Annotated in this window: 21 protein-coding genes and 1 pseudogene; 4 read left to right on the top strand and 18 right to left on the bottom strand. The window is 51.2% G+C overall.

Annotated features, from left to right (window positions below):
- Positions 1-20 precede the first annotated feature (20 nt).
- A complete protein-coding gene (locus M5M_RS13790) occupies positions 21-350 on the top strand; it encodes a hypothetical protein (protein ID WP_015048101.1) in 330 nt (109 codons plus the stop codon).
- Between the two features lie 45 nt (positions 351-395).
- Here M5M_RS13790 and M5M_RS13785 read toward each other — a convergent pair whose 3' ends face one another.
- Both M5M_RS13785 and M5M_RS13780 read right to left on the bottom strand, forming a co-directional pair.
- Positions 396-779: a carboxymuconolactone decarboxylase family protein gene (locus M5M_RS13785; RefSeq protein WP_015048100.1), complete on the bottom strand. Its 384-nt coding sequence runs from the start codon at positions 777-779 to the stop codon at positions 396-398.
- Between the two features lie 87 nt (positions 780-866).
- Positions 867-1436 (bottom strand): DUF1415 domain-containing protein, encoded by a 570-nt coding sequence (locus M5M_RS13780; protein ID WP_015048099.1) that lies wholly within the window; start codon positions 1434-1436, stop codon positions 867-869.
- 169 nt (positions 1437-1605) lie between these two features.
- On the opposite strand from M5M_RS13780, the gene M5M_RS13775 reads away from it, so the two are divergent.
- Positions 1606-2322: a hypothetical protein gene (locus M5M_RS13775; RefSeq protein ID WP_015048098.1), complete on the top strand. Its 717-nt coding sequence runs from the start codon at positions 1606-1608 to the stop codon at positions 2320-2322.
- A 32-nt stretch (positions 2323-2354) separates the two neighbouring features.
- Complete coding sequence (locus tag M5M_RS13770; RefSeq protein WP_015048097.1) at positions 2355-2726, top strand: VOC family protein; 372 nt, start codon at positions 2355-2357, stop codon at positions 2724-2726.
- 5 nt (positions 2727-2731) lie between these two features.
- On the opposite strand, the gene M5M_RS13765 is transcribed toward M5M_RS13770, so the two are convergent.
- Genes M5M_RS13765 through M5M_RS13750 form a run of 4 tightly spaced genes read right to left on the bottom strand, consistent with a single transcriptional unit; the run spans position 2732 to position 5516 of the window.
- Positions 2732-3265, bottom strand: a complete 534-nt coding sequence (locus M5M_RS13765) for a DUF2058 domain-containing protein (protein ID WP_016389552.1) — start codon at positions 3263-3265, stop codon at positions 2732-2734.
- 30 nt (positions 3266-3295) lie between these two features.
- A complete protein-coding gene (locus M5M_RS13760) occupies positions 3296-3682 on the bottom strand; it encodes an MAPEG family protein (RefSeq protein ID WP_015048095.1) in 387 nt (128 codons plus the stop codon).
- Positions 3679-4383 carry a hypothetical protein gene (locus tag M5M_RS13755; protein ID WP_015048094.1) on the bottom strand — a complete coding sequence of 235 codons (705 nt, stop codon included), beginning with the start codon at positions 4381-4383 and terminating at the stop codon, positions 3679-3681. Before M5M_RS13755 ends, M5M_RS13760 begins: the two co-directional genes overlap by 4 nt.
- Entirely contained in the window at positions 4383-5516 is a 1134-nt protein-coding gene (locus tag M5M_RS13750) for a methyltransferase (RefSeq protein WP_162141171.1), read from the bottom strand. Before M5M_RS13750 ends, M5M_RS13755 begins: the two co-directional genes overlap by 1 nt.
- A 35-nt stretch (positions 5517-5551) precedes the next feature.
- Here M5M_RS13750 and M5M_RS13745 point away from each other — a divergent pair, with 35 nt between their 5' ends.
- On the top strand, positions 5552-6214 hold the full coding sequence (locus M5M_RS13745; protein WP_015048091.1) for an alpha/beta hydrolase: 663 nt from the start codon (positions 5552-5554) through the stop codon (positions 6212-6214).
- Here M5M_RS13745 and M5M_RS13740 read toward each other — a convergent pair.
- From M5M_RS13740 to M5M_RS21075, 12 genes and pseudogenes are all read right to left on the bottom strand, one after another.
- Positions 6211-7176 (bottom strand): AEC family transporter, encoded by a 966-nt coding sequence (locus M5M_RS13740; RefSeq protein ID WP_015048090.1) that lies wholly within the window; start codon positions 7174-7176, stop codon positions 6211-6213. The genes M5M_RS13745 and M5M_RS13740 overlap by 4 nt on opposite strands.
- Positions 7177-7493: 317 nt before the next feature.
- Positions 7494-7985, bottom strand: a complete 492-nt coding sequence (locus M5M_RS13735; protein ID WP_015048089.1) for a hypothetical protein — start codon at positions 7983-7985, stop codon at positions 7494-7496.
- 165 nt (positions 7986-8150) lie between these two features.
- Entirely contained in the window at positions 8151-8324 is a 174-nt protein-coding gene (locus tag M5M_RS21080) for an energy transducer TonB (RefSeq protein WP_081640187.1), read from the bottom strand.
- Between the two features lie 177 nt (positions 8325-8501).
- Positions 8502-9011 carry a hypothetical protein gene (locus M5M_RS20235; protein WP_144062464.1) on the bottom strand — a complete coding sequence of 170 codons (510 nt, stop codon included), beginning with the start codon at positions 9009-9011 and terminating at the stop codon, positions 8502-8504.
- 426 nt (positions 9012-9437) lie between these two features.
- The gene (locus M5M_RS13730) at positions 9438-9845 is read right to left on the bottom strand and encodes a hypothetical protein (RefSeq protein WP_015048088.1); all 408 of its coding nucleotides are present in this window, start codon (positions 9843-9845) and stop codon (positions 9438-9440) included.
- Between the two features lie 85 nt (positions 9846-9930).
- A complete protein-coding gene (locus M5M_RS13725; RefSeq protein WP_015047693.1) occupies positions 9931-10212 on the bottom strand; it encodes a hypothetical protein in 282 nt (93 codons plus the stop codon).
- 105 nt (positions 10213-10317) lie between these two features.
- Positions 10318-10641 (bottom strand): hypothetical protein, encoded by a 324-nt coding sequence (locus tag M5M_RS20230; RefSeq protein WP_144062463.1) that lies wholly within the window; start codon positions 10639-10641, stop codon positions 10318-10320.
- A 99-nt stretch (positions 10642-10740) separates the two neighbouring features.
- A complete protein-coding gene (locus tag M5M_RS13720; protein ID WP_015047991.1) occupies positions 10741-10998 on the bottom strand; it encodes a hypothetical protein in 258 nt (85 codons plus the stop codon).
- A 966-nt stretch (positions 10999-11964) separates the two neighbouring features.
- Positions 11965-12324, bottom strand: coding sequence for a hypothetical protein (locus M5M_RS20225; protein WP_144062462.1), 360 nt, complete (start codon positions 12322-12324; stop codon positions 11965-11967).
- 43 nt (positions 12325-12367) lie between these two features.
- Positions 12368-13234 (bottom strand): IS3 family transposase, encoded by an 867-nt coding sequence (locus tag M5M_RS13715; RefSeq protein WP_015048083.1) that lies wholly within the window; start codon positions 13232-13234, stop codon positions 12368-12370.
- Positions 13231-13539: a transposase gene (locus tag M5M_RS13710; RefSeq protein ID WP_015047685.1), complete on the bottom strand. Its 309-nt coding sequence runs from the start codon at positions 13537-13539 to the stop codon at positions 13231-13233. The genes M5M_RS13715 and M5M_RS13710 overlap by 4 nt, the downstream gene beginning before the upstream one ends.
- Positions 13540-13674: 135 nt before the next feature.
- A pseudogene (locus tag M5M_RS21075) lies at positions 13675-13824 on the bottom strand (IS3 family transposase); the annotation flags it as partial.
- Between the last annotated feature and the right edge of the window lie 11 nt (positions 13825-13835).

The following is a 13835-nucleotide window of genomic DNA, read 5'->3' as shown; positions in this document are numbered from 1 at the left end:
ACAACACCAAGGACATCACTATGAAAACAATCAGCGCACTGATCATGATGGGATTGGCCTCCAGCGCCCTGGCCAACAACTACACCTGCACCAATGGTGGCAATGAGCGCAGCGTAGCCGTGGTTTACACCACACCGGGGCAGGTAGTCCCCTGTGAAGTGGTGTACACCAAGGAAGGCAGCTCAGAGACCTTGTGGCGGGCCCAGAATGAAGCCGGCTACTGTGAAGCCCAGGCCGATAGCTTTGCCGACAAACTGCGCGGTTGGGGCTGGGATTGCACGTATGAAGGCGCTGCCGCTTCACAGGCGGCCGAGGAAGAAGGCCCCGTTGAAGGTGCCGACGGCAACTGATATTGAGACACAGGGGGCGCAACGCGGCCCCCTCGCCTGACCGGGTCAGGCTGACTTCAGCTCGGCCAACACCTCCGCGGCCGCCCTGCTCGCCGCCAACGCTGCGGGACAACCACAGTAGGCCGCCGAATGCAAAATGACTTCGCGGATTTCCGCTTCGGAGCAACCGTTGTTAATTGCGCCCCGCACATGCCCCTTCAATTCTTCAGTAGCGCGCAGCGCAATCAACATACTCAGAGTCATCAGGCTACGCGTCTTGCGCGGCAACACCGCGCTGTCGCGATCCCAGACACTGCCCCAGGCGGACTCCATCACGTAGCGTTGAAGATCGCGGTCAAAGTCCGACACCTTGTTAAGCGAACGATCTACATGCGCGTCCCCCATGACTTGCCGGCGAATGGCTTCGCCCCGCGTTAACCGATCTGTCATGTTCACATCCTCCAGGGTTCAGGCAATAGCAATGGCCCTACTTTACCGGCTTGAATACACATTGCAGCCAGCGCGTCTCAATGCCGGCTATCCACCCGACAAATGGCCACCGAATAAATACGGAAAGAGCCGCGCGCGTTCGTCTGCGCTCAGCGCGGACACGCGCCGGATATTGTGTTCGGGTATGGCTTCAGGATCCGGATAGTGCGCCAGGACTTTCTCAATCGACGCTTCCCGAATCAGGTGCAATACCGGATAGGGCGCGCGATTGGTGAGATTTTCCGCATCCCCGGGCTCGGTGCCGGCGAACTGGTAATCCGGGTGAAAGCTCGCCAACTGAAATTCACCGGTATAACCCAAATGCGCAATCAGCGCCTCGGCCAGATCCAGAAACTGGTTGTAGTCCTCAAACGCCGCCAGGCATCCGGGCACAATGATCAGGGTGGTTTCGAGTTCACTGGCCGGCAGTTCGGCGAGTAATCCGCACTCGTAGGCCATGTCGGCCAGAAGTGCTTCTTCGTCCCGGGCGCCCGACACCTGATAGCGCACCAGGCCCGCCCGCTGGGGCTTGCGTGCAAACGGGCACAGGTTGAGGCCAATGACCACGTCCTCTACCCACTGTGTCACCGCAGCGATCATTTCCGATTCGGACTTCATCAATTCCACCTGCCTGACCAAGGCGTTGAAGACAAACGCCGATTATAACGCCCCGTGCGGCCAATACCTGATGTGTCACAACACTTACGACAATTTGTCCCCTTGGTTGGAGCACCCGCCAAGTGGGTGTAGACTCTGGCAGGCCGTCTATTGCTCAAGGAACCACGCAATGAAAGCTTTGTTTCTCAGTCTGTTAGTGCTCGCGGGTCTGGCCGGCTGCGCGTCTTACACCACCCCCGGCGGCAGTGCGCCGCTCAACGAGCTGGCCGACAATGACATCAATGAAGTGATGTCAAAACAACCCGCCGCCAATTTCCCCGCCAACATCGCCATTGCACGCATTCAGGCCACCGGCTACCAGAATTACAAACAAGCCAGCTACGGTCACGGCCGCTACAGCGTCATGACCACGCGGGAAGCAGAGTCCGAAACGGATATCGAGCGCCTGAACCAAATGCCCGGCGTGCGCGGCGTGGCACCGATCAACCAGATTTTACTGCCCACCCGGCTGGACTCCATCAAGGATCTCCGCCAGGCCGCCGCCCGCCTGCGCGCGGATGTGCTGCTAATATATACCTTTGATACCAGCTTCCACGCTGGCGAACAAAAATTTGCGCCACTCAATACTATTGCCCTTGGCTTTCTGAAAAACAAAGACGTATCGGTGACAACCACCGCCACCGCGGCATTGTTCGATGTGCGCACAGAATTTCTCTATGGCATTGCCGAAGCAACTGCCAAAGAAAGCAAAGCTGCCAGTGTCTGGAGCACCACCGATGCCGTGGATGACATGCGGGTCATCACCGAACGCGCCGCGTTCGAGGACCTGGTACCGGCTATCGAAAAAACCTGGCAGGGTATCGTTAAAGAACACCAAGGGCGCTGAGGCGCCTTTCGCTAATCAGGAGGAGAACCACGATGGATTTAGGCGCATTTTCTGTCAGCCTGGCGGTCAAAGATATTCACGCCTCCAGGCAGTTTTACTCGGCATTGGGTTTTAACGAGATCGCTGGCGACATCGCGCAAAACTGGCTGATTATGAAGAATGGCCAGCACGTGATTGGCCTGTTTCAGGGCATGTTCGACAACAACATACTCACCTTCAACCCACGCTGGCATCAGGACTGCACGGAAAATCCGGACGCCCCCGATATACGGGACATTCAGGCCGCACTGAAAGCGGCGGGCATTGCGCTGGATTCGGAAGTCGATCCCAACTCGCAGGGGCCGGCCAGCCTCACGTTGACAGACCCGGACGGCAACACCCTTTTACTGGACCAGCACTGCTGACAGCTTTACCACATCAGATCGTCCGGGATCTGATAATCCGCATAGGGATCATCTTCCTGCACCTCGGCAGCCTGCGCGGGTAAAATCACCAGGTCGGCATTGCGTTCGGCAATTTTTTCGCCGATCACCCGCGGCACGATTTCCGCCTGCTCGTCCAGCATGGCAATCACCAGCCGTCCGGCAATCAGGTGTTTTTGCAATTCTTCCGTAACGTAGATTTTTTTGATCTTTTTGCCGTGGGTAAAGTTGTATGCCAGCTCGCCGCCTTTCTTGGACTGACGATTGGTAACAATCAATTGCCGGATTTGTGCCGCGATGGCCTTTTCCTGTGCCAGTGCGTCCCGCTCGGCATTGAGCGCCCGGTCTTTCTCGACTTTTTGCAAACGCGCCGCTTCTGCCGCCGCTTTTATCTCGTCCACAGGCGCGTCGGTACTGCGCCGTGCGACCTGTTTGTCTTTGCGTTTTTGCTTGTTAATTTCCTTGGCCTTCTTTTTGTCGGCCAAGCCTGCTTTCAGCAATTGTTCCTGCAACGATGCCATAGTGCCCTCTATTTCCGCGTTTCTTGTGACTCAGACCGCTAACGCCATAAGCCAGAAGCTCGCAATTAACCCCACGAACCAGACCGTGGACCGGAGCTTGTCCAGGTCCATCCAGTACAACACCATATAAATCACCCGTGCGACGATGAACACGATACACAAGGTGTTCACTGTTTCCAGTGCCGCCCCCGCCCAGAGTGCGGCCAGGACCCCGGCCGCAAACAGTGGAAACGCTTCAATGGCATTCTGGTGAGCCGCCAGCGCCCGTGCGCCAAATCCCGTAAGCCGGGCTTGTTGCGCCCGGGGATGGTGATTATCGTAGCGACCATCGAGTTTGGCCATGGCTACCGCCACCGGAATTTTGGCGATATAAATCAATGCCGCCGCCAGAATCAAACACCCGATTGCAATACTCATACAGCCTCCGCTTGTTTTTGTTTACGCAATAACTGGTAGCCCCAGTAAAGCGCCAATCCCATCAAAACTAACCCGACAAAAAAGCTGATGTTTGCCAGGGGCTTCGCCCAATGCAAACTATGGGTCATGGTCAATAAATTGCCCCAGTCGTGCGCCTCTTCGCCCATACCCGCCACCAAGGGCAACGCCCGGTATGGCGCATCCTGAATATACGGCGCCAGATCCACAAAACTCTGGCCACACCACCAGCAACATACACTGCCGGCGAAATTATTGTGCTGCTGCAACACAAACGCCGCCGCCAGCCCCAAGGGCAATATCAGCTGGAACAGGCTGCCACCCAGTATCGCCATAAACCGGCCAAAGGGCGAAAACGCAACGTGGCCGAATTCGTGAAACGGCAGATTGATGTTATGCATGAAGGAACCACCAATCACTTCCCAATCGATGCCGTGCATTGCAAACCAACCGGTCCACAAGAGTAACGCCAGCCACAAGCCCGCACGTGGCCACAAAAATCCGTCGCGGGCTGGCACTAACAGTGTTTCGACCAGACCCGGCCGCGCCTCAACCGTGCGCACAGCGGTTTCTGGCTCATCCGCCGGGCGCCACTTATTGATCGCAATGCCGCAGGCCGGGCAAAGATCCGGATGTCCCTGATCGGTGGGTTTACGCTGATAATGGCACTTGGGACACGCCATCACGCTTTTACCGAGGTCAGCACCACAAACTTCGTGTCGTCGCTGCGGGTAGTGCAATCGCCGAACAACCGCTTCAGGCTTTGGTGATAGTTCATGTGCCGGTTGGCCACCACCCACAGCTCGCCGCCCGCCCGCAAGCAGCGGCGCGCGTCATGGAACATCTGCCGGGCAATAAAATCCCCCACCACCTGTTGTTGATGAAACGGCGGATTGCACAGAATCACATCGTAGGTCTCGTCTTCCGCCAGTGCCATGCCGTCGCCACAAATGGCGCGGCAGCGATCTGCCAGCCCCCAGGCCGCGGCATTCTGTTCTGCACTGGCAACCGCCATCATGGATTCGTCATAAAAATCCACGCGCGCGTCTGGAAGTTTTTTTGCCGCCCACAAACCCAGAATGCCATTGCCACAGCCCAGGTCTGCCACCCGTGGTCCCGGCAACTGTTCGGGAAAATGTTTGAGCAGGCAGCGTGCGCCAATGTCCAGTGATTCGCCACTGAATACATTGGCCAGGGCGATAAGTGGCAGGCCCTGGTACTGGTATTGCACAGGCGCAGGTAACGGCGATGCAGGCAACGCCACCGGGGCAAAAATCAGCCGCGCTTTTTTCTCTGCCAGTGACGTGGTGGTGGGGCCGAGTAACGATTCAATGGTAGTGAAGTGGCCCGCACTCATATGCTTGACCATACCGGCAAATATCACTTGCGTGTTTTGATGTAACAGGGCGCGATAACGACACAGTTGATCCGCCAACAAACGCAGCGCCTTGGGCAATTTGATCAACAATGTATCCACCGGGCCATCGGGCAGATCGATACTTGAGCAAAAGTTCACGCCGGTCAGGCCGTTGCGCGCCAGATTTTCCTCTGCCGCGCGCTGTGCCACCCAGGAATCCCCCGCGCTGGTAATGGCCTCTGCGCGGCCGCTCTGGGCTAATGCGCACACCAAGGCACCGCTGCTGTCATTCAGCACCAATACCCGCCCCAAGGTGGATTGCTTGGCCAGATGCGCCAACAGCAGCGTATCGGCCGCATCCCACGCTTGCAGGTTAGCCTCTGTACGGGTCCGGCTGCGGCTGTAGCGGAACAGGGATAAGCCGCCAAATGCACTGGTAAATTGAGTATGATGTGACACAAACGCCATCCAGCAGTAAAACAAGCGCAGTATATATGAATAAGCCCCTCGTCGTTGAAACCGGTCCCAACCCCACCGCCGCCGTCATCTGGCTGCACGGCCTCGGCGCCTCGGGCCATGACTTTGAGCCCATTGTGCCGCACCTGCAGCTGCCACAAGATCTGGCCGTGCGGTTTTTGTTTCCCCATGCGCCCAGCCGGCCGGTGACGATTAACGGCGGCTACGTGATGCCCGCCTGGTACGACATTCTGGCCATGGATTTTGAACGCAAGATTGACCAACAACAGATTCAGCAATCCAGTGATGGCATTGCGGCGCTGATCCAAAGCCAGATTGCGCAGGGCATCGACAGCCGGCGGATAATTGTCATGGGCTTCTCCCAGGGTGGCGCCGTGGCCTACCATTGCGCCCTGCAATTTCCCCAGCCTTTGGCGGGCGTGATGGGCCTTTCCACCTACTTCGCCACCCATACAACCGTCGAACCCAACGGCGCTAATGCCGACATTCCGGTAGCCATATTCCACGGCACTCACGACGACGTGGTGCCGGAAGCCATGGGCATAGCCGCCCGACGCCAGCTCAGTGACAAGGGTTTACAGCCAACGTATGTCAGCTACCCCATGGCACATGAAGTATGTCTGGAAGAAATCCGGGACATCAGCAGCCAATTACAACAGTGGCTCGCACCGGCCCGCTAACCGGTAACAGCGCCCATGGCGACCAACCAATAGAGGTATACGCTCAACGTAACCAGACTGAGCAGCGTACTCAGTGCAATCGTATTCGACGCCAGCGCCGCATTGCCGCCAATGGCACGCGCCATCACGAACGCGGCGGCAGCCGTTGGGCTGGCAAACATCAGCACCAGACAACCCAGCTCTATACCCCTGAAACCAAACCACCAGGCACCGGCACCCACCGCTAATGGCACCACCACCAATTTACTGAACACCACAACAGTGGACAGCCTCGACGACGCTTTCAACGCCGTTAACGACAAACTGCCACCAATGGTGAGCAGCGCCAAAGGCAGCGTCATCCGGCTGAGGTAACTGCCGGCGTCGTGCACAATTGCAGGTAGTCGCCAGTTCAACGCCACACAGACAAATGCCAATAAAATCGACATCACCAAGGGGTTTTTAACAATGTTTATGGTCAGCGAAAGCCAGTTAATGGACTTGTCCGCGTCAGAGCAACGCGTTAACGCATAGATTGAAAAAACGTTATACAAGGGTGTCACCGCCGCCAGAATCAACGCGCCCACCGCCAAGCCTGCCTGGCCATAAGCATTCGCGCATAGCGCAATGCCAATAATGCCCAGGTTACTTCTGAATGCACTTTGTACCGCCACACCGCGATCTACCGGGGCAACACCGGCCCAGCCCGCAACAAACCAGGCAACAAAAAATGAACAAGCCGCAAACACAGCCGAAAACACCGCTAACCGCCAACTCTGGGCAAATTGCACATCGCTTTCGGTAATAGCGATAAACATCAGAAGCGGCAAACAAATATTGAACACCAGCTTAGAAGCAACAGCGATAAAATCCGGGGTGATCTGACCCGTGCGCCGCAGCAAGAGACCGACAAGCACAATAAGGAAGATGGGCGCTATGACACCCAAGGTAAAGCTGATAGACGCGATGTAGTCTGTGCCCATTGTGTAACGATTCTGGCGAGGGTAGGAGAAATCAGTTTACTACAAAATCTGTGTTTGTTTTGCCGAACCACCTAGTAAGCATCGTGACAAGGTGTATAGCCTACGCGCAAATTCTTTGGGCACAATCTCTAGCGACAATCAAAAATGTCTTTGACTGGCGAGGTTACCCCACTGCAAATGCCCTCCACGATCAAATTTCCCCTAGGAGGCAGCTTTAGCTTTTGTGGTGCCAGCACATGAGCATGGGCCGGCTGGCATTTAGGGCAGCCGCCCCAGCGGCCGCTTTATGCGTGCGCACATGACACTCTTGATAATCTTTATCTAATAAGCAAGCTATAGATATCAGTATCGCTTGTAATAAAGTACCCATCAATTTGAGAGAAGTTCGTTACAGGAATGACTTCAAATCGCTCTGCACCAGACGAACTGATCAAAGCTTTTATACTATCGATAGCGTTATTGAGTATGTCTCTTTTATGATCAAGCGCACCAAACGTGTATCCTTCTGCGTATGATCTTCCGAATCCCTCTAACGCTAAAAAGCCAATATATATTGTTCTGCCATCTTCTGTTGAAGAAATATAGTATTTTGAGCCACTGGTCGTCACAGGTATGGAGGCCCTAACCAGCCGATACTTATCGTCTGCATCACCCTCCTTCAAACACCCCTTGGTCAATAGGAATGGTTGTTTGCACGAAGTGTCGTAAATGCTTATTCTAGTGCTGTCCCTATAATTTCTGTGTATATCATTACTAATACAACCAGTGAGTATCAGGGTTAAAGAAAAAACCGCCCATTTCGTATTCATTTTTCGCCTCTACCTAATAATGGCTAACGCCGTTGCAAGGGGGCACCGAAGCGCAGCCTAGGCTATCCAGCGCAGGCCACGTTTTTTCGGCCGGAGTGAACTTGAGCAATTTGTTAGATTGCGACCTACGGTTCGAGCACTGCATGAAACCTGAACTCTTGTTCTTTACTCTTTTGGAGATGCCTTGTACTTCCAGCGCTGCACGGTGCTAGTTACTGCCTGAATCCACCTCGGATCTCCAGTTAATTCCATTACTTCGATCCCACTGACTAAACCAGTTGAAAGGACAGTATACTGAATCTTTACTGCACCCTCTCTTATTCCGTTACTCTTGGCGATTCGATATGTGGATACTAAACACCCTGATCATGAGGGCATTTTTCTGGCTAAGCATGACTTACGAGTAACGATATCGCGAGAATTCTCAATATATGCATAGCAATCTAACGCCGCCATAAAAGGCGATCAACTCGCTGCGAGTCCAACGCACAGCGTGCACGATTTTTGATGGCATTGTTAAATGTCACACCTAATACGCTCATATTCGGTTAAATCACTCTGAATTTCACAAGGTGATTTAAATTTGACCTGAGCTTGAAAAAGAGCTGCCCTTAGCTGATCACATAGAGAACATTCTTTTTCCTCGGAATAAACATCTATAAAGTAGCGACCACCCATTTGCTGTTTATCATTTTCCCATGTAGTGGTATCCCACTCGACTAGAGCGATTCCATAGGTATCTGAGCCATTCGATGGATACCAATAAGCATGTTTATAGTAAAAGAACCGATCTCCCTCGGTGGGATCTTTTCTGTTTTGTCTTGGACCTAGCGTACTACCAATGTTGTCGATTGCATCGATTACATTGGTCACTTCATATTCATTAGATGACACCACAAGAACTAGGTTTGGTGAAGGACCACCTCCGCCAAAGAGGCTATATATCGCGAAATAATAGATCCCCACTGGTATTAACACCAAAGCAAAAATTACAGATACCGTAATAATGACTGTTCTTTTTCGCACGATAATCACTTGGATATTTAACGCCTAAAGCAACCGCGCGCGCTGTTTGCGCGTCGGTTTGCTTTTGCTTGTTATTGGCCTTTTGCACTGAATATCCTACAGCGTAGGTTTAACAGCTTATGGCCACCAATGGGACAAGAATACCGCACTTGACCCAGCTTTGTACTTGCTTAGTGGCACACCACACTACTGCGTGCCGTACGACCCGGCTATTAGGCCTAACTACTGGCACCAGGAACGAAACTGCAATGCTGATGACAGCACACTCCTTGATGCTGGCGCGCCGAACAATGGCACGCATCTGAATCTAATCCTTTCTTGCCAGCCTCTAAATTAATAAAGGCTCAATAACGCCGGCAGCAAAGGCGAGCGATAGCGAATCCGGGCCGCGCTTTTTGCGGCCCATTTTGCCTGCCCTTGTTAAATTTAACCCTCATAGTGCCTCGCTACCGGCGAGTAATATGCTAAAGCTATAACTACACCAGACAAAACCATAGAAAGGTCATAAAAAATTTGGCTGATACCGCTAGTTACCATAACCCCAAAAAAAGGATAAAGGGAGAACGCAACTACGAACCCCGCTAAATATATGTGCCTTGCCCAAGACTTGAATAAAAGAAGGCCAATAAACGAGACAATTGCCATTATCCCTGCAATGAAACCAAGGATAGTAACAACAATGAGTGCCCCTCCCTCTAGTACTGGTTCGATCTCAGCAACGTAATTGAGGGCCTGATCCGCGAAGGGGTCTGGCCAAACATAGTCATATACACCAGCTACTACCGCTACTAATAATGAAAGTACAATAGTGGCTCGAAATTTATTCTTACTCATAGAAATTTAACGCCCGCATTTGGGGCGGCGGAGCGACAGCGTAGCCGTCCCGCCGCGTTTTACAGCGGCGCCCAAGATGCGCTTGTTATGTTGCATTTAGTATAAGCTCGTATCTTTCTAAGTGGCGGCAATCCATGAGCTTGGAAGCGTTAATTAGGTGAAGCCAGAATGTACTTGATGGTGATGGGTTATCTTCGATTACACCATCTAGCTCTTCCATCGCTAAAAGTAACTCATTTGCTTTAATGTAACTCAAGAAATCGTCTTTTCTATATCCGCAATCTGATTCGACTGTAGTCTCAGGTAGTAACACAAAGGCCGCCATCAATTCAGCTTCTATCAGCGCCCATCTCTCAATCTGCTCCATAGATCACTTGCCAACATAACGCCTGGCTTTGGGGCGGCGGAGCGACAGCGGAGCCGTCCCGCCGCACGTATTTTGTGCGGCCACCAAAAGCCACTTGTTAACACTTTAATTGATTGCACCAATTGAAACCGCAACCACCCATAAACACACCATGCCAACTAAACCAGCTGTGGCAAATGAATAAGCCCTTTTTGACTCAAACATTAAACGTCTTTCATTTTCGCTTAGTTCTGACCCCAGCATCCGATTGATATCTTTTAGCTTGAATATACAACCGAATGTTCCATAGTTTAGAAACCCAATTCTAAATGAAGAAATTTCCAATCCGCGCAGATCTAATGACTCTACTAATCTACGATAGAGCCCTATGTGCTTAGTAAAGCAAACCAAAACGAAAGACATGATTGCCACATTAAAAGCTATGATCAACGAATCTTCCTTTTTCGTGTTAACGCCGGCAGCAAAGGCGAGCGACAGCGAGTCCGGGCCGCGCTTTTCGCGGCCTACTTTGCCTGCCTTTGTTATAAATTAGTCTTCCAACCCATAGTTGGAAACAACATTTTTATAAAAGTTAATCCAATCAGGGGGAGAATTAACCTCTACGGATTCTTTAAGACATGAATTAGCTTGAACTCGCATGATCTCACGCTCCTGTTCAGTGAACTCTGCGAATGCAGATGCCAACTCTTCTTGTATTTTTACTATCATATCTTCGTCTAACTCTTCAGCCTCAAGGATTTCTAACCAACCCATGACACCCAGAAGCGCATTTGCGATATTACTCATCTATTTGTCCTAAAATTTATAACACCGTTATAACCTGTGCCGCATATGGAGTGGCTTTTTTGGGGTAAGGTGGCGTAGCCACCCCAAAAAGGCGCGGAGTATGAGGCATCAGGTTGATAACATTGTTATGTTTTTGCGCCACTCTAAAATTGTAACGAGCAAATATGCTGCAAATGCAATACTTAGTAAGTACCCGCCCCACAGAGGTGTATGAAAGGGTGAATAGACCACCGAATATATTACGAAACCCAGCCACCCACATAGTACAGTTTGCAATGCTAGCTCCCAGCGCCTAATTTCTCTTTTGCGAAAAATATGCGCACAAATTATTAGAGGCATTAGAAAAGTTAGCACTAGCCAATACCCACCTTCTCCCTGAAACGCATTCTCGACAGCGATGACAGTTTTGCTGGTGCTTCGCTGCTCTTTATGGATCAACTCTCCTTCGCTTTCCATCTCTACCACTGTTCCCACAGAGCACTGAGATAATGGCAAAAACATGCAAACCATTATACTTATTGAAATTATTAGTTTAGAAACTCTCATTTTCTGACCGAAACATAACGCCTGTAACAGCCGAGAGCGTAGCGAGTCGGCTGCTTGCACTTGTTATTGGCCTTTTACACTGCACAACCTACAGCGTTCGTTTAACGGCTTAAGGCCACCAATGGGACAAGAATACCGTACTTGACCCAGCATTGTACTTACTTAAGGGCACGCCACAATCCAAGGTGCTGTACGGCCCGGCTATTGGATTTACCTACTGGCACAAAGAACGAAACTGCGATACTTATGACAGCACGATTCCTAATGCTGGCGCGCCGAACAATGGCACGCATTTGAATCCAATCCTTTCTTGATTGAACCTAAATTAATAAAGGCTCAATAACGTCTGGCTTTGGGGCGGCGGAGCGACAGCGGAGCCGTCCCGCCGCATGTATTTTTGCGGCTTACAAAAGCCACTTGTTATGTGTTGCCCCATATTAGCAATGGTACGCTTGGTGCAATAGCCACAACAACGATTACCACTACTGACAACAGATACGCCCCTATTGCGCGCAAGAAACCGTACACCCTAAAGAAGTAATACGCCAATCCTAGAGGAGCAAATACAACAGTAAGCGTTTTAGCTCCAAAGGGAATCGGTAGCCCTTTACTATTGGAGTTTGCACCACACCATTCATAAACAAGCAAGTTGTAAGCGAGAAAATAGCCTGCACCGAGAAAAGCTGCTGCATATGGGTTTAGATCTATTATCCCTGTAAAAACTCCTAGCAACATATTCAGAGACACTAGCGCTATTACAATTTTTACTGGTGCATTCATCTCTACTTACACTGGTGTTCCCCACAAAAAGTAGACACTCTACTTATGCAGCTATTGCTGCGTTCTCTTCGAAATCAACGGGACTTAGCCCATCGTTCGCTGAATGCCTTCTCTTGCGATTATAAAAGACTTCAATGTACCCAAATATACCCGAACGAGCTTCACCAATCGACTGATAGTTCTTGGCATAGATAAGCTCAACCTTTAGTCGTGCATAGAACGACTCCATTACTGCATTGTCCCAACAATTACCCTTTCTACTCATGCTGCGCGTGATCTTGTGCTTTTCCAAGAAGCCAACGTAGCTATTTGAGCGGTACTGTGTGCCTCGGTCCGAATGGACGATGAGACCTGGTGCCACACCTCTGGCATCAATCGCCATCTGCATTGCCCGCGTTATGAGCTGCTCAGTCATGCCGGTATCGAGGCTCCAGCCAATAATCCGACGGGAATACAGATCCATTACAGTTGCCAGATATAGCCACTGATTCTTCACCCAAACATACGTGATATCTGTGACCCATTTTTGATTCGGCCGGTCAGTCGAAAAGTCGCGCCAAAGGAGGTTGTCCGCAACATTGTGCATCGTTAATGCGTGGCCGCCATAGTTAAAGGCTTTGCCGTTTCTGGCCAAAATACCCTGTTCCTGCATGATTTTGGCTACAAAATTGACTGAGCACCTATGCCCTAGGTCGTTCAGCTCCTGAGCGATTCTTGGGGCTCCATAGGCAGCCTCAAACTCCTCAAAGGTGTCTTTCACCAGTTCGCCTAACTCTTCCTTACGAGCCTCACGTTTGGTTTTAGGAGCATCCCACCAGCGATAGAAGCCAGATCTATGTACGCCTAGTACATCGCACATCAGGGATATGCTGTATTGGCCAACATACTCCAAAATCAATGCGTACTTCACTCTTGGTTTTTCGCGAAGTACGCAGACACCTTTTTTAAGAATTCCATCTCCTCTTTCAGGCGCTTATTCTCTCGCCGTAGTTCACGCATCTCCTCACTTTCTTTCTTCGAGTAATCCACACCATCCAAGGTATTGAATTGCTTATCAGATAGGCGGGTGAGTTGACGCTTCCAGTTGGCGATCTGCTGGGCACTAATCCCAAGCTCCTTCGCAACGGAAGCTTGGGTAGCACCCGGCTGTTCAGAGCGCTTTATCGCTTCTTTACGGAATTCTTCGGTGTAATGCTGATGCTTTTTGCGTGCCATAAGGACACCTCCATATAGGCTTAATATAACTATACAGGGTGTCTACTATTCGTGGGTAACTTGGTCACATAACGCCGGTAGCAAAGGCGAGCGTTAGCGAGTGGACTTGCACCACTTTCACGGACACCTATTGATTCACCCTTGATATGAATTTGGTGTTGCATAATCTAAACCCGAGTGTAAGCGGTTATTATTATAAAACCCAACGTAATCAACAACTCGGGCAACGCATTCTATCTTGCTTTTGAATTTCCAATGATGAACCAGCTCATTTTTCAACGTTTTAAAGAACGATT

The sequence above is a fragment of the Simiduia agarivorans SA1 = DSM 21679 genome (genome assembly GCF_000305785.2).
GTDB classification, from domain to species: domain Bacteria; phylum Pseudomonadota; class Gammaproteobacteria; order Pseudomonadales; family Cellvibrionaceae; genus Simiduia; species Simiduia agarivorans.
Note: the sequence above shows the minus strand (reverse complement) of the source record. Positions and strands in the feature narration are given on the sequence as shown.